This is a genomic window from Paenibacillus sp. MER 99-2, assembly GCF_023714095.1.
In the GTDB taxonomy this organism is placed as follows: Bacteria; Bacillota; Bacilli; order Paenibacillales; family Paenibacillaceae; genus Paenibacillus.
The window spans coordinates 304,884-325,308 of the sequence record NZ_JAMAUZ010000005.1 but is presented as its reverse complement, the minus strand read 5'-3'; the positions used below and the strand labels follow the sequence as shown (position 1 = coordinate 325,308).

The window sequence follows — 20,425 nt, the reverse complement described above, 5'->3', positions numbered from 1 at the left end:
AATCATTACATTCCTTTGTAGCTATGGTGTACGTTGAATGGGGTGTTCCAGTTCAGAATGTCCCATCAAGCTCTCGGATGCTTCGCCATCCACTAACACATCAATACTGCTGACTTCATCGAATTGAAACATCGTTTGGGTCAGTGCATCAAGTGCAAGCAGTTCTCCACTGGATCCCAGGCTGGCTTCCTCTGGAATATGGACATCTAACGTAAGTGCACCATCCTCAAACGTTGTGGAGAGTAGCTCCACCTGATCCCATAAGGAAATGAGGTTTGCATCCGAGCTGCTCTGTAATGCTTCGAACGTCTTTTGATACTTCTCTGTTTCTTCCTTGAAATCAATGGTTTGCTTTTGTTGCTCCAGCCCCAGTAATTCTGCATCTGCGTAATAGACCTCCACAGCTTGTGAGATTCTTGTCTCTGGTTCTACCGTGGTTTCCGCTGGGCTCGGGGATTGTCCCTGCCCTTGGACACTGCTTGGTTCATTCGATCCGGATTCAGTAACAGGCTTCTGAGCACAACCGATTCCAACAATCATTAAAATGGACAAGATGAGTGCACATCCTAACTTAGCTCTCAATCGAGCACATCCCTTCTAAGTGATATTCAATATGATTTAGAGCCCGAGGTATTCCTTGATTCCATCTACAATCGCTTGAGCAGCCTTCATCTGCATGTCCTCGGATAACAGAGCAATTTCTTCTTCGGCATTACTGAGGAAGCCGAGTTCTAACAGTACCGCAGGCATCGTGGTATTCCGAATGACCTCTAGATTGCCATTTTTCACACCGCGGTCTTTAAGCCCCATAGCTTGAATCAAATGTTTATGGATAACGTTCGCCAAATCCTTGCTGCTACTGCGTTGGTAATAAAATGTCTCTGTTCCTGATACTTTGGGAGCAGACTCTACACTATTGCCATGGATGGATACAAACACATCTGCATTCAGATCGTTGGCGAGTTTGACACGTTCAGGGCGTGTGGGATATACATCCGTAACACGTGTCATAACCAGTTGAATGTTTTCCTCCTGTAGAAGAAGTGCTTGTACTTTCAGCCCTACAGCGAGGGTGAAGTCTTTCTCAGGTTTATTCGTAATGCTTATTGTTCCTGGATCATTTCCGCCATGCCCTGGATCAATGACGACCACTTTGCGTCCTGGTTCACCTACTGGCGTGACAATGACGGGGATGACGTTCTCACCGGAAACGTTCAGATCCACGATGAGTTTGCCAGCGACCTGCTCCTGGCTGAACTGAACACTTTTGACTTGATTCAATTCGACGACAATTCGAACTTGACCTGGATCATTTTTGAACAGTGAATATCTTACATCGGTCACATTAGGTAATCCGCTCACATCTAACTTTCCATTCATCCCTTGATCCAGAGGTTGTGCCATATTACCGAATACGGTTCTTGGTAAATCAACAACCAGCCGGTCAGGGTTCTTCAGTGTGGTAATGATCGGTTGCACATCTTGATCCATAGATACCACGAGTTGGTTGTTTGTAAACAGGATATCTGTCACTTGGGCTAAGGTAGAGCTATCATCTTGCCCTGTATTTGTGTTGGGTTCTTGGGCAGGAGTTTTGATGGTATTCACTAAGTATACGATTTTGTCTTGGTTGTTCCACTTCACCGTTAATCCCATCTGTTCACTGACAAATCGAATCGGTACCACGACTGTATTGTTGATGATCTGCGGGGCGGTATTTAAACTTACTTCCTTGTCACCCACCATGGCTTTCTTCTGATTAACGGTTAAAGCGAGTATTTGGTTATCTTGTTGAATCTTCACTTGGCTTGCTTTCTGATTCCAGTTGACCTGGAATTTTAGATTTTCGGCAACGACCCGAATGGGAATCATCACGTTTTTATTAACGATTGTTACTTGAACATCATTAGGTAGACTTAATTGCTCACCATCCAAAAAAATCTTTGACGTGTTCGCTGCAGCATGTCCAGGACTTGGTAATAAGAACAGCAGGAACAGGCTCATCCATAAGAGTAGCAAGGTTTTCTTCATTACACACCTCTATTATTTAGATCTAAGAGCTTGATTAAGCTTGATCCATTCTTGGAATTCTTGTCGTTTCATTTTCTTTATCGGTTTTACCTTGTTACTGGCTAACGTGTATCTGTACATAATGAATTGATCTGATGGGTATTCACTGATGTAATCTAACCATGTGCCGTCCTTTTGCCACAGGATCATTGAGGTCGTGATGTAGTTCGTTGTCCGTGGTAGCTTCGTCAGGCGGTCTTGTTGTGCATCGTAGATGGATATGGAGCTTCTGGAGGTATCTCCATAAGAGAAGGCGATCTGATCCTCAGAAGGTGCCCATGCATAAGCCGTGATGGTTTCTACATTTTTCTGACCAGCCTGGTGTAATCGATCCTGAAGATTCTTCCACTCGCCCGTTTCAAGGTTCAGGAGAATCAATGAACTTCCTGCGCTACGTTCAGCTTGTATGGCAATCCATGTCTTCGAGTTAGAGGCAGCGATACTTGTAATCTGGAGCAGCTTGTCCTCCCAATCTTCGGTCTGCATCGTATATTGCTGCTTCCCTTGGGTAACGACGATGGACTGAATGACATGTTGCTCAAAAGCTGGAACGCCTTCCCGCTGAACAGAAGTTGTGGTTAAGGTAACGTTTCCTCCCTTCCAAAGGAGGGGGTTATTGCTGCTTTTTTGGAACGTACGGTTACTGGCATACACAGATGGAGCGGCCGTAGCACTTATAACGGAGTTGGATGTCACGGACTCGGATATGTTCTGTTTAGCGTTCACTATAGAGGGTGCTGTGGTCGTCAATCCTGCTAAGAGCACACCGACCAATAACCAGCCAGCTATCTTTTGCATCGCATCTTCTCCTTTATTGCCTATTGAAATGCACGCATCTCCTTTTTTAATTCCATAATATCCCTACATTATATAAACGGTAAAATTGTAAAAATGTTTCTATCTGATCAATATTTAAAAGTTTGTATATCATCAATGCATCCTTCGATCAGTATGATATATATTTAATGGATCAAACGGACAAACAAATGTAGGATATGGACATAAGATCGATCACGCTTCATATTTTCATATGATGGACAATGGTTTATCGGGAGGAGAATGGAGATGAGTGAGCAAGGGGAAAGGTATCGGAGCATTCTGCAGTCTATGAGTTTACGGGAAAAGGTTGGGCAAATGTTATTGATTGGATTCCATGGCACCGAAGCTGCCGGAGATATTGAAACGTTCATTCAGCAGTACCCGGTTGGTGGCGTTATATATTTTGCGCGTAACGTGGAATCGCCTGAGCAGGTAGAGAAACTTTCACAGGGAATACAGAGCATTGCTTCCGCAAGTAACCATACTCCACTATGGATTTCCATTGATCAGGAGGGCGGCATGGTATCCAGGATTACGGAGGGGATCGCGTTAATGCCTGGACAGATGGCGATTGCTGCTGCCGGTTCCCAAGATGACGCTTATCAAGCGGCATATATAAGTGGCATAGAGTTGAGATCTATGGGGATTAACATGAATTTTGCGCCGGTCTTGGACGTAAATAATAATGCCGCTAACCCTGTCATTGGTGTACGCTCATTTGGGGAGAAGGCTGATGTCGTGGCAGAGTATGGGGTTAGAGCCGTAACGGGTTATCAGGATGCTAGAGTTGTAGCAACAGCCAAGCATTTCCCAGGTCACGGGGACACCGACACAGATTCCCATCTTGATCTACCCGTTATTCATCATGACCGAGAGCGGATGAATCAAGTTGAGCTGGTTCCGTTTCGTGCAGCTATAGCAGCCGGTGTGGATTCGGTGATGTCGGCACATATTTATTTTCCCGCGCTCGAATCAGAGCGTCTACCTGTCACTTTGTCACGATCCGTGCTTCACGGGTTGCTCCGCGAGGAATTCGGTTATGAGGGTATGATTGTAACAGACTGTATGGAGATGGATGCCATTGCTGTACACTATGGAACGGTTGAAGCGGCAGTGATGGCTGTAGAGGCTGGAGCAGATCTGGTACTCATTAGTCACACGCCGAGGTTACAGATAGAGGCTTATGAGGCGCTAATCGCTGCGGTACAGCAGGGGCGAATTAGCGAAGAACGTATAGATGAGTCGGTGATACGGCTGTTGAGGTATAAGAGCAAGCATGGTTTATTAGATAGCGTAATGAATGAAGACAATCGAATTGAGGATGTTAATCGATCTTTCGCACAGCCGGATATGCCCGCTATGGATAATGGGACAGAGCGTAACAGTCCGCTCCATCAGGCTGTAGCTCAGCGGATCAGTGAGAGGAGCATCACACTTGTACGTGATCAGATTAGGATGTTGCCCCTGAAAATGCAGCGTACATTGGTCATCACGGTTGCATCATCGGTGACCAGTGCTGTTGATGAACAATTAAGTGAAACATCCACGTTGGGTGCTGTATTGTCGCGTTATGGGCTGGAGGTTATTGATCTGTATGTTAATGTAGAGAATGTCTCCACTTCCTCTGCGAGTATATTACAGGCTGCGAGAGCGCAAGAAGTGGAGCAAATTATCGTGGGTACTTACAATGCCAGTAGTGTGTCTGGCGAATCACAATGTAGATTAATTGAAGCGTTGCAGCAAATCGGAAAACCGCTAGCAGTTGTAGCGCTACGCAGCCCGTATGACCTGCTTGCTCTACCTACCGTGAAGGTTTATGTAGCAGCTTACGAGAGTCGGCCGCTCGCAATGAATAGTGTTGCTCAAGCGCTCCTAGGTCAGATTCCTTTTCAGGGGAAATCACCTGTGTCGATCGAGTGAAGTGAGATAAAAACGATGATGTAACTTGAACTGATGTAGACTGTAGTGTGTGATATAGAGTGCGTGGTTATAGCTATTACACATAGCAAAAAGGACGAATCCATGAGAGTCATTTCCCTGTTACATAGATTGGGAGATGGCTAATCAAGGAGACGTCCTTTTTTGGTGATACATCAATGTAGTTTTATAAAATGAAGAACATTATTATTGCAAATGCAATGCTTTGGCTGTCTCGGCTTCTACCTCACTCATCAGAGTAGTCATATCCATGCCTGCATGATTGCCGAGCAGGATGATCGTGATGTCATCGGATAGATTGCGAGAGAACGCAGTGGCGAAGCCACCACCACTACCGTTATGGAAAACGGTACGGTTCTGATCATTTTCTTTCAGAATCCAAGCGTAACCATAGTTTTTGCTGGAGTAAGGCTTATACATTTGTTCAATCGTATCTTGGCTCAAGATCTGATCGGTGTAAAGCGCACGATCCCATTTCAACATATCGTCTACCGTGGAGTAGATCGTTCCAGAACCCGATTGTGAAACGTAATAAGGTGCAGGCACCCAAGCGTTATTTTCGGAAACAAATCCACTGATGGTATGAACTTGACGGGAGGCTTCTCCTGAGTTTTTCATTCCCAGCGGTTTCAGAATCGTTTGTTGTACATAATCAGCGTAGCTATTGCCAGATACTTGCTCAATAACATAGGCGAGTAACACGTAGCCGCTGTTGCTGTATAGATAAGCACTACCTGGTTCAAACTTCAGCGTTTTGTGCCGAATCTCCTCTACCGTTTCCTCCAGAGAAGTCCCTTCTCCTCGGCCAAATGCGGAAGGAATACCCGAAGTTTGGGATAACAACATGTGTAGCGTAATTTTATCCCCTTGTGGAATGCCGGAGATATACTTGGAGATCGGGTCTTGCACATCGAGCAACCCTTCTTCTGCTAAGTGCAGGATGGATGCAGCGGTGAATGACTTACTTAGTGAAGCGATACGAGTCTTCTGATCCGGACGATTCAATGTGTGTTCATCAGCAAGGCCGTAGCCTTGGCGCAGTAACACCTCGCCATCCTTAGCAATCAATGCCATGCCAGGAAACTCAGCTTCGCGCAGATACGTATCCACACTCGCAAGTTCAGCATTTAATACGCTGACTTGGTCTGTCTGTACGTTTACACTCATCTGTCCGGAGGTGGTACGTTGTACCTTGATATCTGCCTTGAGTGCATTGGCAAGTGGACGAACCGGAATCATCAATGTACCATTCACCGTCCGGGATTTAACGCCTGTAGACAGTTGAACGTGATTAACTTGAATGGAGCTGCTGCTTGCCTGATGAATGAGGGTGTCTCTTCCAACCGTAATGGTCGCTGTCTTCGTAGGCGCATCCCATTTGAGCGTACCCTTTAAGGATTGCACAACATCTCGAAGCGGTACGAAGGTTGACCCTTGAAAAATAAGGGGCTGATTCTTCCAGGTCTGTTCTTGACCATTCACTTCAATATGAACAGTGTTAGCCGCTTGAGCGGCCGAAGCGACATTCCCGGCCTGTCCCAGCACGGGGCTAGCACACAACATAAGTACGAGCATGATACGGGATAACGAGATAAATAGCTTAGAAACAGGTTGTTGCACTTGCGACTTGCGTATAATTTGAATCCTCTCCTTCCAAACGTTTCATGAATAACCAGCTTTATGAGCAATTGTAAACGATCTCGAACAAGTGGTCAAAATTAAGTATGCTCATGTTGCCATCTTGTAAATATGACACCCAATCTCCAAAATCCGAACTATTTAATATCTATACGTAATATTTTTCGTATGTCTATCCGATAAAAAGAAGGGTGATGAATTTAATGGAGGATAGACATAATGAAGAAATTAATGAAAAACTGGTTTACCTTGACTGTCAAAAAACGGCTAATCGCTTCATTGCTCTTGTTCCTGATTATACCGAGCATTAGCGTAGGCTGGTTATCCTACACAAAGGCAGCGGAGCGTGTAAATGAAGAACTCATTCATTCTGCACAAGCCAAAACAGAAATGCTTAGTTTACAGATCAATGAAATGCTCGATATGGAGAAGGATAATGCTGCACAGCTAGCTGCAGGGGTAACGTCTAGCGATGTAATTAACAAATCGCCTGCGCTGCAAAAACAGATGGATCGCATGTCAGAAAACCATGATGAACTCGCTGTACTGACTATAGGTGCTGAGGATGGTAGTTGGATGAAATCGCCTGACCCAGGTGCGCAGATTTACGATCCGCGTGAGCGAAGTTGGTACAAACAGGCTATGGCTGGATCGGAGCCTATTATCTCTGACACGTTCCAATCTGCGACAACAGGGGAGTGGGTTGTGACCGCGGCGGCCAAACTAGCTGATGGTAAAGGGGTATTTGGTGCCAATGTAAGTCTCAATCATTTGAAGGAATCGGTAGATAACATACATATCGGTAAAGAAGGTAAGCTGTATATGCTGGATAATGGAGGAAAGTTCCTCTTCCATTACAATATTGAATCTGGGGTACAGTCTGATGCAAGTTATATTAATGAGATGTACACGCAAGACCGGGGTACCGTGAAATACACCTATGAAGGTCAGGAATTGCAAGCTGTATATTTCACAAATCCAGCGACGGGGTGGAAGATTGTTGGCGAGCTGGTTCCTTCTGAAGCGGCTGAAGCAGTAAGACCCATTTTGATTCGGACGTACATGGTTGTAGGCGGTTCGCTCTTGATCGGTATTATTTTGCTGATCTTTATCATCCGTAGCATCCATCGTCCATTGACGCAGCTTACCCAAGCAGCTTCGCAGGTGAGTGCAGGGGATCTTACCGTTCATATCGGCATGAAGCGGAATGATGAATTTGGTCAGTTAGCGAATAGCTTTGACACGATGACCTCGTCTCTGCGTGAAGTTCTTGGCGAAGTTCACGGCACATCGAGTCAATTGGCAGCTTCATCGGAAGAGCTGATGGCGAGTTCAGAACAGACATCCAAAGCGACGGAGCAGGTGGCTGAGCTGATGCAAGGTGCGGCGGAAGGAACGACGAAACAAAATCACAGTCTGTCGGCTACAGGGCAACTAATTGGAGAGATGTCCTTAGGTGTTAAGGAAATTTCAACGAGTGCCGAAAGTACTGCGCGAATCGCACTGGAAGCATCTACAAAATCCGAGGCAGGCATGGTTACAGTAGATGGAGCGGTAGCATATATGCACCAAGTCAATGATGAGAGTAAAGCAGTGGAAGCTGTGATTGAGGATCTGCGTGCCAAAAATGATGAGATCATTCAGATTGTTACGGAGATCACGGCAATTGCTAAACAGACGAACATTTTGGCATTAAACGCAACAATTGAAGCGGCACGAGCAGGTGAGCAAGGTCGCGGATTTGCCGTTGTTGCTAATGAAGTGAAGATACTTGCCCAGAGCTCGGGCAGTTCGGCTGAGCGTATTAATGAGTTAATGCAGGAAATGCAAGAGAAGACCAATGCCGTACAGTCGACCTTTGCCCAAACAGGGGAAAGTATGATGAAGAGTTCGCAGATGATTACAGAAGCGGGAGGAGCCTTCCAAGATATTCGGGATGCTGTTCAGCAGGTGGCGGCACAAGCAGAGGAAGTATCGGCTGCGTCCCGTCAGATTGATGGTGGAATGGGGCATGTAACCAAAGCGGTGAATGATACGATCCTTCTATCGGATCAGATTGCCTCAGGAACCGAGGATGGTTCAGCCGCTGCGCAGGAGCAACTGGCAACGATGGAAGAGGTTGCGGCGTCCTCTGCGGCTCTATCCCGTATGGCAGAGGATCTTCAAAGCATGATTGAGCGTTTCAAACTATAGAACGTGTTGTAGAAAAAGATGTTTAAGGCTGTGGGGTTGTAACCCTGCAGTCTTTTTTTGTTTTCCAGCTTATAAGTTGAAGTGGGGACATACTTCCGGGTACATGTTCTGACCAATAGCTTACTTCTATGAGTAAGGGTGTTTGTTGACTTTGGATAGACTTAATTATATTATATCTATAAATAAACAAACGTAATTAATTTTTATCTATAATAAATGTGTAATCAAGTTGGTTTGAACCAGTCTAAGCGATAAAATAATAAATTCATTCTTATGAGATTAACGATAGAGGATAAGGGGAGAGTTCTTCCATGAAATCAACGGACGTTATTTTGCAGACAGCTTCATTAGAAGAGATCAAGCGAGGATACTTGAAGGAAGCATCGAGTTATGTGTGTACTTGCTGCGGATACAGCACAGAAGTAGGCATCATCTATCCCGAAGACGGCGTGTTGTATGAGGCAGAGCGTTACATTCGAGTTCATTTGGAGAAAACGCACGGATCGGTATTTGAATATTTGCTGGAGCAGGACAAAACGATAACCGGATTATCGGATGTACAGCGTAGCTTGCTCGCTCAATTCTATGCAGGGAAGAAAGATGCTGAAGTGCAGGAGGCACTTGGGATCGGCAGTGCTTCCACTATTCGTAACCATAGATATATGTTGAAGGAAAAAGAGCGGCAAGCGAAAATTTTCCTAGCATTGATGGAGCTTCTCAAAAGTAAAGATACCCATGCACCGGCTGAATTCGTGACACCTGTGAATAAACAAGTAGGTCAAATGAATAGAGGATCATTCGATATATCGGATCAGGATCGAGTCAAGGTGTTAACTAAGTATTTCCCCGAAGGTACGGACGGCATGTTAACGACGTTCCAGATGCAGCAAAAGCACAAGTTTATTGTGCTGACTGAAATCATCAAACGATTCGAACCCGGACGAATCTACACGGAAAAACAAGTCAAAGTGCTGTTAAAGCAGGTCTATCATGATGATGTTGAACTCCGGCGCTATCTCGTTGACTATGGATTTCTCGGTCGAAAAGCGGATGGCAGTCAATATTGGCGAGAGGTTGATCAGGTTGATGAAGCACAGAGCAGTACGGGGGCAGGCTCCAAAGGAGCCCGTTCAAAAACGGTTGAAGAGGTTGAAGAGAATAAAGTGAAGAAAGGGGAGTTGGAACGTATGAATCGCCGCAAAGAACTTCAAGAACAGGCCAAGGAGGTTAAAATTGAGGCAGGTGTATATCAAATTCGCAATGAACAAAATGGTAAGGTGTTTTTGGATAGCACCCCTAATTTGAAAACGATGAATGGACAGAAGTTCATGCTCCAAATGGGAACACATCTCAATCGATCATTACAAGCAGAATGGAATGAGTATGGGGAGTCTGCCTTTACGATTGAAGTGGTGGAGAAGTTGAAGAAGCAAGATAATCCGTTTTTTGATACAAAAGATGCGCTAGCGAAGCTGTTGCAGGCATGGATGGAGAAGCTTCAGCCTTATGGAGAGCAGGGTTACCATGGTGACAGCAAGAGTAGCTGAACCAACCTAGGTATAAATTCAGGCAAGAGACAAGGTGTAAATGGAAGTGAAAAAGGTAGAGGATGTATCCATATGATGTAACATGTGAACCTGTTGTTTTATAGATCGTCTTCTTATGGATTGTTCTATCCAAGGAAAATGCCCCGCTTGGCTAACTCTAGCCGGCGGGGCATTTTGTATTGTAATACTCCATTATGAAGTATTCATAACACCATAACTTTAACGATGCCAAGCGGATGGATCAGAAGGATTATAGTTTGAATTGGTCAACTAGCTTCTGCAGTCTGTGTGCTAAGTGCGCAAGAGAGTCAGCTGAGGATGAAATCTCTTGCATTGAAGCGACTTGTTCCTCTGTTGCTGCGGATATATTCTCTGTACCATCTGCATTTGCTTCCGAAATAGAATGAATGTGGTCGATAGATTGAACCACTTCTGCTGTACTTGCAGCCATCTGCTGTGAAGCAGCAGCGATACTTTCCAGCTGGTGATTAACTACATCTACGGCTTGATTGATCTGTGCAAAAGCCTCATCTGCAGAACGAACTGCACGAATACCGCTTGCCACATCCTGTTGCCCAGCTTGGGCATCCTTGTTCGCCTGCTCAATCTCCTGTCTAATGGAAGCAACGCGCTCAACAATACGTTGGCCAGACTCGCTGGATTGTTCTGCGAGCTTGCGAACCTCACTAGCAACAACGGAGAACCCGCGTCCATGCTCACCAGCTCGTGCGGCTTCAATAGAAGCGTTCAGGGCAAGTAAGTTGGTCTGAGCTGCAATATCGGTAATCACCGAGACCATCTCGCCAATGGAGGTAGAATGGTGTCCCAGTCGTTCCGCTGTTTTGGTCATATTATCGACAAAGCGGCTTACCGAATCCATTTCAGTGACGACAGTTTGAATGGAGGCATTGCCCTGCTTAGCTAGTTCGCTAGCCTGCAAAGCAGCTTCGGACACTTGCTGAGTGCTGTCAGTCACCTGTCCAACGCCCCCGGCAAGTTCATTCATCTGCTGAGAAGTATGCTTCAGACGGCTGGCTTGTTTCTCAATGCCTGTTGCGGATTCTTCGGTAATCAGTGCAACCTGCTCTGTTGCTTTGGTTGTCTCGGATGCGTTCACGGCAAGCTGGTTAGATGAGCTGGTTAATTCATCAGCAGTCTGTCTTACATCTTGAATTACGCTGCGCAGAGATTGGCTCATTTTGTTGAAGCTGGTGCTCAGTTTACCGAATTCATCTTGTCCAGTAACGGGTACCTCTATTGCCAAATTACCATCACTAATCTCATTAGATGCCTGCACCAGGCGATTCAGTGGGCGTGTGATCGATTGTACGATCCAGTAAATGATAATGGAGCTTACGGCAACGGCAATGGAAACGACAATTAGCGTGGTATACAGAATAGGACGAACGGAGGCAGTGACTTCATCACTGTCAATAACACCTACAACTGTCCAGCCGGTTGTTTCATTCGTTGTGAAGAATGCATGCTCCTTATGACCTTCTAATGTATACGTGAGAGAACCATTTTTCTGATTAAAAATGTCTTGGAATGGAGCGGTTGTTCCTTCTGTCCCTGGCTCCACGGTAGGGTGAACGATGATTTTATTGGCGTTATCAATGATGTACACATAACCTTTGGTACCAATCTTGGTGTTGTTAACGGTCTGCGACAAGCCTTCAAGCGAAAGGCTGACAGAGACGACGCCATGACCATCTGCTGTGGTCTGAGCTACTGAGGCAACAACGTTACCTGTGTTGCTAGAGATATATGGTGTGATTACGGTTGGAATATCTTTGTTCTGTGTTGCGGCTTGATACCACGGCCGTTCACGAGGGTCATACCCTGCCTTATTGACCGCGGTTACGGGAGAATTGACATACACCCCTTGATCTGTACCGATCGAGGCAAGCTCTACGTCATCGTGAGTTTCTTTATATGCATCAAGTAGGGTACGAATGGTTTCTGTTTCGTCCCCTTGGGTGGGGCCTACATTGCCTGCATCCATCTGGGAAGCCAGGAAATCGACATTTTTTCGTGTAGCACCAATGATCTCATCAATGGTCTGGTTAAGCACATTCACACTGCTCATGGCACTTTCGTACATCTTTTCTTCCACTTTACCTTCAGCAGTCTGGAACGAGATGATGCCTAGGCTGATCGTTGGAATGAGTAGGACAATCGCAAATGACAGAATCAGTTTCTCTCTCATTTGTATAGCCCTTTTGACAACAACCTCACGTTTCTTCTTCATACATATTCCCCCTCTAAGCAACACCCGCAATAATATGGATCAACCCGTTTGAGCAAAAACAGCGACAACCTACGTTGTTATTGTTTTGGATCACGACATAATCAAGCTTAAGCTTGTCCCATCATAACTTAGGTGATCATGTAATATATATTCGGCTGCATAGGTCGTTTGGATTAGGTCTTTTTGAGTACTTTTGCATAAAAAATTTTACCTCTCCCCGAATCTTTCATCTTGTGGTATATTTCTAGGTTAATGTGTGAAAAACACCTATACACCAACAGGAATAGGAAGGGGTTGTACCCGAATTGAGTAAAGCAGTCATGGTCGAGGCTGAGTCTTCAACCGCAGCAGATGTGCAGGATACAGCTTCTTTTATGCAAGGAGTTAAAGACTGTATCCCAACATTGTTAGGCTATTTAAGTATTGGTTTTGCCGCAGGTGTTATTGAAATGACAGCGGGTCTAAGTTTAGCGGAAACGGCTCTGCTCAGTCTGATCTTATACGCAGGATCTGCCCAATTTATTGCTGCTGGTATGCTAGCATCGAATGGGTCGGCAGCTGCAATTATATTTACGATTTTTTTTGTTAACCTTCGTCACTTGTTGCTCAGTGCAGCAGTGTCCCCGTATTTTCGCCATCTGACTCCACTCAAAAATATGTGGATTGGCTCTCTGCTCACCGATGAGTCGTTCGGTGTAGCCATGACTCGTGCGATCGGGCGCGAGAGATTAAGTGAGCGCTGGATGCATGGACTGAATATTACCGCGTATCTGAACTGGTTCGCAGCGAATATGGCGGGAGCGTACTTTGGGCGCTGGATTACGAATCCAGAGCGGTTAGGGCTTGATTTTGCATTACCTGCTATGTTCATCGGTCTGATCGTGCTTCAACTTGTACAACGGAAAAATAAAAAGCTACATATTAATGTCGCGATCATCGCAGTGGTATGTGTTATTATCGCGAGCATGGCGTCACTAGGCAGCATGAGTATTATTGTAGCCGCAGTCATTGCGGCAACCATGGGAGTGGTGATGGAAAGATGGAAGTAAGATGGGATGTATTCTGGATCATTATGGGCTCGGCATTGTTAACGTTTATCCCCCGTGTGCTGCCCTTGATGTTGTTCAGTAAAATACAGATTCCAATGTGGCTGCTACGCTGGCTTGAATACGTACCAGTGGCTGTTATGGCTGCTCTAATTGGACAGGAACTCTTCATGTCTGGCAACAAACTCGTACCGATTACACACAATCCAGCGTTATGGGCAGCCTTGCCCACGCTTATTGTTGCGATCTGGACGCGAAGTCTGCTTGGAACCGTCCTTGTTGGTATTGTTGCGATGATGATTTTGAGGTATTGGATGGGGTAATGCTGCTATAAAATTTCCAGTGATTAGGAGTAAACCTTCGGCTGAATCGGTTAATGATGCTCATATAGTGCGTGTTCAAAAAGGTCGGTTTTCAGTACCGAGAAAATGGGATGAAGATAGAAATGGAGTAGCGGAGCGTAGGCAAACCTACGTGAGCAACGGACATTTCGGCTGAATCCCATATTCGAAGCTGAGATGCCGCTCGCGCATCCTTCGTAATCAAAAGCGGACTTTTTGAACAACCTCTTATAGAGGTGTCTTACATGATAGAACATTATGCTGAGGAGCGAAGGGAGCGAACTCAATGGGAACGATAAGGCGCAAAGTGTTAATCACAGGAGCGGCTGGTGTGATAGGTAGAAGCCTACTTACGGGACTAAGAGCACTGGAAAAGTATGATATCGTCGCTGCTGATCTGCAGCAGGACGATGAGGCAGGCATTGTGAAACTGGATGTTACGGATGCGGAAAGAATCAAGGAACTCACTCAAGGTGTGGATACGATCCTGCATATTGCGTGGGCAAAGGATGAAGAGGATTTTTTGGGCAAAGTGCTGCCGATTAATGTGACTGGGGCATATCATCTGTATGAAGCTGCTCGGTTGAATGGTGTGAAACGCGTCATATTTGCAAGTTCAAACCATGCAACAGGGTTCTATAAAACAGGCGAGGATATTGAGGTTGATGATCCGTATCGGCCAGATAGCTTCTATGGGCTCAGCAAGTGTTACATAGAGTTGTTGGGACGGTATTACGTGGATAAGCATGGCTTGTCTTCATTTAATATCCGAATTGGCAACTTCTCTGGGGACACTCATCCACATTCCGAACGTTCCGCACATATCTGGATTTCGCCACGGGATATGGTGCAGTTAGCCCATTGTTGTGTTGAGGCAGATACAAATCTTACGTACCTTAACCTATACGGAACTTCAGCGAATACAGATAATTATTACGATATCGGATACCTTAAAGAGAAAATAGGATATATTCCCTTGGATGATGCGGCAGATCTATGGGAGGAAGCTAAACGTCATGGTGCACCTGATAAGCAGGATGAAACAGCATATCAAGGCGGCGGTTATACAGCGAAGGAGCAAAAGGGAACCTAGACATATGTCTAGGTTCTTTCTTATTTTAAATATGAAAACGCTATTTTCTATTGAACGGGAAAGGGATAAAATGGGGAATGAGATAGTCCGATGTTCATTTCTATTATTATTCGAAGGAAGGAACGGTATCAATGACGAGTACACATTCATCCGTTATATTGTTTCAGGGAGATTCGATCACAGATGGAGGAAGATCCCGTAATGATGACCCCAATCATTTTCTCGGTCACGGGTACGCCTATCTAATTGCAAGCAGATTGAGTGTAGATCTGGCGGCCAGACAGCCGCTTTTCTACAATAGAGGTATTAGTGGTGACCGCGCATCCGACTTGTATGCACGCTGGAATGAGGATACGTTCAGCTTGAAGCCGAATCTAATTAGCATTCTGATTGGTGTTAACGATGCTTGGCGTAGCATGAATGGTGAAGCAAGCGGGTTCACCGATCGTCTGGGACGAGCGTATCGGCACCTTTTGGAAGAGACACGTGAAGTGATGCCGGATACGGGGCTGGTGCTTTTGGAGCCTTTTATTTTGCAAACAGGAGCAACCGTAGAAAATTGGGATCGTTGGCAGGAGCGAATTGGTGAATATCAGCACTTGGTTCGTGAGCTTGCCCATGAGTTTGATGCTGTATTTGTACCGCTTCAACAGCAGTTCAACGATGCACTTCAGCAGGCAGAAGCTGCTTATTGGTTATGGGACGGCGTTCATCCAACAGCAGCAGGACATGAACTGATCGCTCGCCAGTGGTTGGATGTAGTACAGAACAGCCCGTTGAAAATACAATAATAGAGGTAGTTATCTTCATCCCATCTTCTTGGTACTAAAAACCGCCCTTTTTGAACACGCAATAATATCGTGAGCGGAGGAAGGCTGTGCGCACTTTCTTCGCTTATTTGCGATTCGGTATGGGGAGGCGGAAATGAGTAGTTCTATTTAAAAATTGGAAGGTACTCCCTAAAGAGTGTTAAAATGATCATAAGCATATCAAGCAATAGCTCAAATTGAAATCGGTTACAGTGGTAAGGAGGCTTGTCTCATGACCGTCCATCCTGGACTGAACTGGACGACGAAGCAGATTGCGGAGGCATTGGAACAGGGAACTTCGAAAGCTTTGGAAAGCGTTTCCGAATGGAAAGGCAGGATTGCGAATACACGTAATGATCAGGAATACAATGATTTCTGGAAGGACATTGAGACGTATGCGTTAAGGGCAAGTTGTGAGCCTATGCCTGAATTATCGTTTACCCTTTTGCGCCAATTCAGGGATGCTGGGGAACGAAAGGCGTATGAAGCAGCTTATTTTGAACGTCGTGGGCGAATCGTGGCTCTTGGTGTATTAACGGCTTCGGCTACGTCGAAAAATTCTACATACGTATCTCTGCTAGAGGATCTGATCTGGAGTGTGTGTAATGAACATACCTGGTGCTTGTCTGCCCACATACCCCCTGGAGAAGAAGCGAATGCTTACACATGGATTGATCTGTTTGCAGCGGAGACTGCTCAAATGCTCGCAGAAATTATTGTCATGCTGGGTGGCATTATCGATGAGCGAGTAGAGCGACGGGTTCGCTCCGAGATGGAGCGCCGTATTTTCGCGCCGCTATATCGCGAGGATCGAACGTACGGATGGGAACGTGCAGAACACAATTGGTCGGCGGTATGTAGCGGTGGCTGTGGGGTGGCTGCACTCCTTCTGTTGGAGGATCAGTCGCTTCGGGTCAAGGCAGTAGAGCATACTCTGCAAGCAATGGATGCCTTTCTGCATGGATATGGCGAGGATGGCGGGTGTGCAGAGGGGATTGGTTACTGGGTATATGGGTTTGGCTTCTATACGTATTATGCAGAGATGTTGAGAACCTTCAGTGCAGGTACACTCGATATGTTATCTGAATCCAAGACGAGAGCCATTGCGTTATTTCCGCAGCATATCCATCTGTCTGCAGGTACATTTGTTAATTATTCGGACAGTCATGAACGGGAGGTTATTCCGTCAGGCTTGTTATCGAGGTTAGCTAAGCGAGCGCAAGGGGAAGTCAACTGGCGGTTGTCCATTCCTCTTGTGACAGATGATCCATGTAGGCGCTGGGCTCATGTCGCACGTAATCTGTTATGGACGGACAGGGCTGTACTTGATGATCATCGTGAGCAGGCTGGGCAGCCCCCGTCTCAGACATTTATCGTACTGGAGGATCTATCGTGGATCATGGGTAAAGCTCAACTGATGCATGACGAAGAGATGGCAGGCATCGAGGTTGCTTTCTCGGTGAAAGGTGGGCATAACGACGAACCCCATAACCACAATGATCTGGGACATTTCATTCTTCATGCAGCGGGTGACAATATTCTCTGTGATCCAGGTGCAGGTGCGTATAGCCAGGCTTATTTCAGTCCTGGACGGGAGAGCATTCTCCAGATCGGTTCTCAGGGACATAACGTACCGATCATTGAAGGAATGGTGCAGCAATCGGGAAGAGAAGCTGAGGCAAAGATGCTTGAGATGAAGCATACATCACTGCATAGCGCAGCCATCACGTTCGACCTCACGTCAGCCTATAGGAAAGCACCTACGTTGGATCGGTATACGAGACATTTGAATTGGAGTTGTCCTCCGGCGGCTCAGGAGGCTGAGCTGTGGGTAGAGGATCATTTTACATGGAAGTCCGCTTACGATTCTGATTGTATAGATATGAGCATAGATGATGTGGCGCGAGTAGGTGAGATGAAACTTGGTGCTGAGACAAGACCCAATGGAGAAACAAATGGATTTTCAAGTCCAATTGAAAATGTAGATACGAATCCAAGTATGAAATCCAGTACAGGTATAAGTACAAATGCAAGTACAGGTACAAATGTTAGTGCTTGTGTGAGTGCATACAAAAATGTGATTCAGCGCTTAGTCAGCCACGTTGAACCTGTGATCCATGATGGTGTGGTTCAATGGAAGACCGATAAAGTCGTGGTGAGCATGACCTATGAATCCGAACACAGCTCAGACCGTTGGGTTGCTCGACTTGAAGTGGTGGATACGGTTGACCATGATCATCTTCCCTTGAGGCTATATGTTACCGAGCTTGTATTGGAACGTACACCGAATCAGGGTATGGAAACCACAGCTCCTTCTGTGCAGGAGACCTGGTGCAGAATGAAGTTCATCACTCGGCCTAGCGTGTAGAGGGGAATGGGATGGGCATCGTTGCGCTGATCGCTATGGAATGCATTTGAACATGAAAAAGTAGGGTAGTGCGCTTGTTGTAGCAGCCCTATTAAATAGACCAGAAAGATTGATTAGAGGAGGATACAACGTATGACAGAAACGGCTAATTGGGTAGAAGAAGCATGGCGGCAAGGGGCAGCAAAAGTACTTCGCAATGCAGAGCGGATTAAAGATACCTTTCCGCATATCGCTCCGCAAGGCAGATATGATCAGAATGACCCGGAGTGGTGGACGGCTGGCTTCTGGCCGGGACTACTCTGGCTGGTCCATGAAGCAGCGCCGAATGCTGAGGCGGCTGCCTCCTTGGCGCGTATTGCTGAAAGCTGTGAGCGCCAATTGGAGGGGTGTCTTCGTGATCCGAACTCTGTCGATCACGATCTAGGGTTCATCTGGCTGCTTAGTGGCGTAGCCAACTACAGCCAGACGGGCAGCGCAGATGGCAAGCGGCGAGGTATGCTCGCCGCCAATCTACTTGCTGCCCGCTTCCATGTGCGCGGTGAGTTCATCCGCGCATGGAATTTCAGCTCGTCAACGATGGACACGCGCGGCGTAGCCATCATTGACAGCATGATGAACCTGCCGCTGCTCTACTGGGCGTCAGAGCAGAGCGGCGATCCGCGCTTCCGCTGGCTGGCGGAAGCACATGCGGACACCGTAGCGCGTGAATTCGTACGCGAGGACGGGTCCATCTGCCACGTGGTGGAGTTCGATCCACACACGGGGCAGAAGCTTCGGGAGCATGGCGGCCAAGGCCATGCTCCGGGTTCCGCCTGGGCGCGGGGCACCGCCTGGGCGCTGCACGGGTTTGCGCTGTCATTCCGGCATACGGGCGAAGCCCGCTATCTGGAGACAGCGGAAGGCGCGGCCGATTTCTTCCTCGCCATGCTTGGCGAAGAGATCGTGCCGATGTGGGATTTTCGCGCACCTGCGGAGCATCAGGTGGCGTGGGACTCGTCCGCTGTGGCCATTGCCGCGAGTGGACTGCTCGAGCTCGCGAAGCTGTCGCCACGCGGAGCGGAATACGCTGCGGCAGGGGAGCGCATCGCTCGGGGCTTGTACGAGCGCTATAGCTCAGGTGAGTCTGCAGCAGAAGAAGGCTTAATTATGCAGGGAACCGTGCATTATCCAGAGGGACGGGGGATTAATGTTCCAATTATCTATGGTGATTATTTCTATATGGAAGCACTGGCGAAGCTGCAAGGGCGTCCCGGGTTCTTTTAATTCCTTTCAACAGCCTACTGCAATTATTGATGAGTCATGATAACTAAATTAATCTATAAATAGAAAAACACAGTGGTTGAGTGTGCAAAGTAGAGTTTTCTGTGGAATCTACCAGAATTCTTACATGAGCACATCTTGCCACTGTGTTGTTTGTTATGCCGCTAGAGAACAGCAACTACTTAAAAAGTATAAGCTGGGGATGTTTCCTTTTGAGGTAAGGGAACTCACAAAAAATATAGACTAAGACGGAATAGAAGGTTTACGGAGTGCGCTCAGGCGTTTAAAGACTACGTCTCAAAAGAACAAAATCAGCTGAAGATTGATCCGGATAACGCTGCGGGATGATCTCCTGCACTTTGAATTCCGGATAATCGTACAGATAGTGGAACAGATTGCGATCTTGAATCGTATCAACCCCTGGGTTGCCTGTCTCTTTTAGCCGGGTATACAGGACAACCCACTCTCCGGAGGCGTGCAGGATATCATGTAAGGTATTACGAAAATCCTGTTCATCTGTAATGTGGTAGAGAACATCAAGACAGATGGTCAGATCCGCCTGAAGAAAACCTCGGTTAATCCACAGACCGGGTGTATATAACATGAAGCTTTTGGATGTATCGCTCGCAAACTTAGAAGCACATAAACGAACAGATGCTGCTGCTACGTCCATTCCGAGATACGTACCATAGTTCATGTATTGCAGCTGATTACCATCCCCACATCCAAACTCAATTACGCTGGTGATGCCTTCGCGCTGGATAAGCTCATTCACAATCTCAGCCTTAAATTCGGCCAGTACACCATAAGACCCCCTTCCTGACGTTTCCCCAGAGCGATAGGTTTGCTCCCAATATTCAATGTAGTCGAAAGACTTCGTCATCGTTGTCCCCCAATCATCCATCAATTTCAATGCCGCTATTATAGCGTATGCGGGAACGTATCCTATATGATCCTGAACGCTTATTGCATCGGAATAAGAATTAATTTCCACTAATTTTCCTGAAAGTCTAAACATCTGGAAAGAACCTGCCGACATTAAACGTAAGGAA

At 46.4% G+C, this 20,425-nt stretch carries 15 protein-coding genes; 9 read left to right on the top strand and 6 right to left on the bottom strand.

Going from position 1 to position 20,425, the window contains the following annotated elements:
• Positions 1-21: 21 nt before the first annotated feature.
• The 3 genes from M3636_RS21570 to M3636_RS21560 are packed head-to-tail and all read right to left on the bottom strand — an operon-like array spanning position 22 to position 2,868.
• On the bottom strand, positions 22-582 hold the full coding sequence (locus M3636_RS21570; RefSeq protein WP_251383954.1) for a GerMN domain-containing protein: 561 nt from the start codon (positions 580-582) through the stop codon (positions 22-24).
• A gap of 36 nt (positions 583-618) precedes the next feature.
• On the bottom strand, positions 619-2,031 hold the full coding sequence (locus M3636_RS21565) for an N-acetylmuramoyl-L-alanine amidase family protein (RefSeq protein ID WP_251383953.1): 1,413 nt from the start codon (positions 2,029-2,031) through the stop codon (positions 619-621).
• 12 nt (positions 2,032-2,043) lie between these two features.
• Positions 2,044-2,868: a TolB-like translocation protein gene (locus M3636_RS21560; RefSeq protein ID WP_251383952.1), complete on the bottom strand. Its 825-nt coding sequence runs from the start codon at positions 2,866-2,868 to the stop codon at positions 2,044-2,046.
• Positions 2,869-3,135: 267 nt separating this feature from the next.
• Here M3636_RS21560 and nagZ point away from each other — a divergent pair, with 267 nt between their 5' ends.
• Positions 3,136-4,809 (top strand): beta-N-acetylhexosaminidase, encoded by a 1,674-nt coding sequence (gene nagZ / locus M3636_RS21555; protein ID WP_251383951.1) that lies wholly within the window; start codon positions 3,136-3,138, stop codon positions 4,807-4,809.
• A 204-nt stretch (positions 4,810-5,013) separates the two neighbouring features.
• Here nagZ and M3636_RS21550 read toward each other — a convergent pair whose 3' ends face one another.
• Positions 5,014-6,447 (bottom strand): serine hydrolase domain-containing protein, encoded by a 1,434-nt coding sequence (locus M3636_RS21550; protein ID WP_251383950.1) that lies wholly within the window; start codon positions 6,445-6,447, stop codon positions 5,014-5,016.
• A gap of 237 nt (positions 6,448-6,684) precedes the next feature.
• Between M3636_RS21550 and M3636_RS21545 the strand changes: the two genes are divergently transcribed.
• Together M3636_RS21545 and M3636_RS21540 are read left to right on the top strand one after the other, a co-directional pair.
• Positions 6,685-8,658: a methyl-accepting chemotaxis protein gene (locus tag M3636_RS21545; RefSeq protein ID WP_251383949.1), complete on the top strand. Its 1,974-nt coding sequence runs from the start codon at positions 6,685-6,687 to the stop codon at positions 8,656-8,658.
• Between the two features lie 311 nt (positions 8,659-8,969).
• Positions 8,970-10,205, top strand: a complete 1,236-nt coding sequence (locus M3636_RS21540) for a DUF2087 domain-containing protein (RefSeq protein ID WP_251383948.1) — start codon at positions 8,970-8,972, stop codon at positions 10,203-10,205.
• 250 nt (positions 10,206-10,455) lie between these two features.
• Here the strand turns inward: M3636_RS21540 and M3636_RS21535 are convergent, their stop codons facing one another.
• A complete protein-coding gene (locus M3636_RS21535; protein ID WP_251383947.1) occupies positions 10,456-12,456 on the bottom strand; it encodes a methyl-accepting chemotaxis protein in 2,001 nt (666 codons plus the stop codon).
• A 320-nt stretch (positions 12,457-12,776) separates the two neighbouring features.
• On the opposite strand from M3636_RS21535, the gene M3636_RS21530 reads away from it, so the two are divergent.
• The 6 genes from M3636_RS21530 to M3636_RS21505 all read left to right on the top strand — a co-directional run bounded on the left by M3636_RS21530 (position 12,777) and on the right by M3636_RS21505 (position 19,376).
• A complete protein-coding gene (locus tag M3636_RS21530; protein ID WP_251383974.1) occupies positions 12,777-13,505 on the top strand; it encodes an AzlC family ABC transporter permease in 729 nt (242 codons plus the stop codon).
• Positions 13,496-13,825 carry an AzlD domain-containing protein gene (locus M3636_RS21525; protein WP_128099957.1) on the top strand — a complete coding sequence of 110 codons (330 nt, stop codon included), beginning with the start codon at positions 13,496-13,498 and terminating at the stop codon, positions 13,823-13,825. Before M3636_RS21530 ends, M3636_RS21525 begins: the two co-directional genes overlap by 10 nt.
• A gap of 313 nt (positions 13,826-14,138) precedes the next feature.
• Complete coding sequence (locus M3636_RS21520; protein ID WP_251383973.1) at positions 14,139-14,936, top strand: NAD-dependent epimerase/dehydratase family protein; 798 nt, start codon at positions 14,139-14,141, stop codon at positions 14,934-14,936.
• A gap of 131 nt (positions 14,937-15,067) precedes the next feature.
• Positions 15,068-15,727, top strand: coding sequence for an SGNH/GDSL hydrolase family protein (locus M3636_RS21515; protein ID WP_251383946.1), 660 nt, complete (start codon positions 15,068-15,070; stop codon positions 15,725-15,727).
• Between the two features lie 250 nt (positions 15,728-15,977).
• Positions 15,978-18,113 carry a heparinase II/III family protein gene (locus M3636_RS21510; protein ID WP_251383945.1) on the top strand — a complete coding sequence of 712 codons (2,136 nt, stop codon included), beginning with the start codon at positions 15,978-15,980 and terminating at the stop codon, positions 18,111-18,113.
• Between the two features lie 132 nt (positions 18,114-18,245).
• Entirely contained in the window at positions 18,246-19,376 is a 1,131-nt protein-coding gene (locus tag M3636_RS21505) for a YyaL domain-containing protein (protein WP_251383944.1), read from the top strand.
• 280 nt (positions 19,377-19,656) lie between these two features.
• Here the strand turns inward: M3636_RS21505 and M3636_RS21500 are convergent, their stop codons facing one another.
• Complete coding sequence (locus tag M3636_RS21500; protein ID WP_251383943.1) at positions 19,657-20,256, bottom strand: class I SAM-dependent methyltransferase; 600 nt, start codon at positions 20,254-20,256, stop codon at positions 19,657-19,659.
• Between the last annotated feature and the right edge of the window lie 169 nt (positions 20,257-20,425).